Genomic DNA, 659 nt, shown 5'->3' with positions numbered 1-659 from the left:
CTCTGCCCTATCTACCTCGTCGTCTTCAAGGGGTCTTACTCTTGCGATGGGATATCTCATCTTGAGGGGGGCTTCACGCTTAGATGCCTTCAGCGTTTATCCCTTCCCGACTTGGCTACTCTGCCATGGCCTTGATAGCCAACAGATACACCAGAGGTCAGTCCATCCCGGTCCTCTCGTACTAAGGACAGCTCCTCTCAAATATCCTACGCCCACGCCGGATAGGGACCGAACTGTCTCACGACGTTCTGAACCCAGCTCGCGTACCGCTTTAATGGGCGAACAGCCCAACCCTTGGGACCTACTACAGCCCCAGGATGCGATGAGCCGACATCGAGGTGCCAAACCACTCCGTCGATGTGAACTCTTGGGAGTGATAAGCCTGTTATCCCCAGGGTAGCTTTTATCCGTTGAGCGATGGCAATCCCACTTTATACCACCGGATCACTAAGTCCTAGTTTCCTACCTGCTCCACCCGTCGGTGTCGCAGTCAAGCTCCCTTATGCCTTTGCACTCTTCGAATGGTTTCCGTCCATTCTGAGGGAACCTTTGAGCGCCTCCGATACCCTTTCGGAGGCGACCGCCCCAGTCAAACTCCCCGCCTGACATTGTCCCCCAGCCAGGTCATGGCTGCAGGTTAGAAATCCAATACCGCAAGG

1 rRNA gene is annotated in these 659 nt (G+C 55.1%); it reads right to left on the bottom strand.

Annotated elements, in window-relative coordinates:
• Window positions 1-659: ribosomal RNA gene (locus tag AC27IJ_RS13610) — 23S ribosomal RNA — on the bottom strand; the annotation flags it as partial.

The organism is Lacrimispora sp. YZC11 (genome assembly GCF_057543815.1).
The sequence above is the reverse complement of the archived record's forward strand: the minus strand, read 5'-3'. Positions and strand labels throughout refer to the sequence as shown.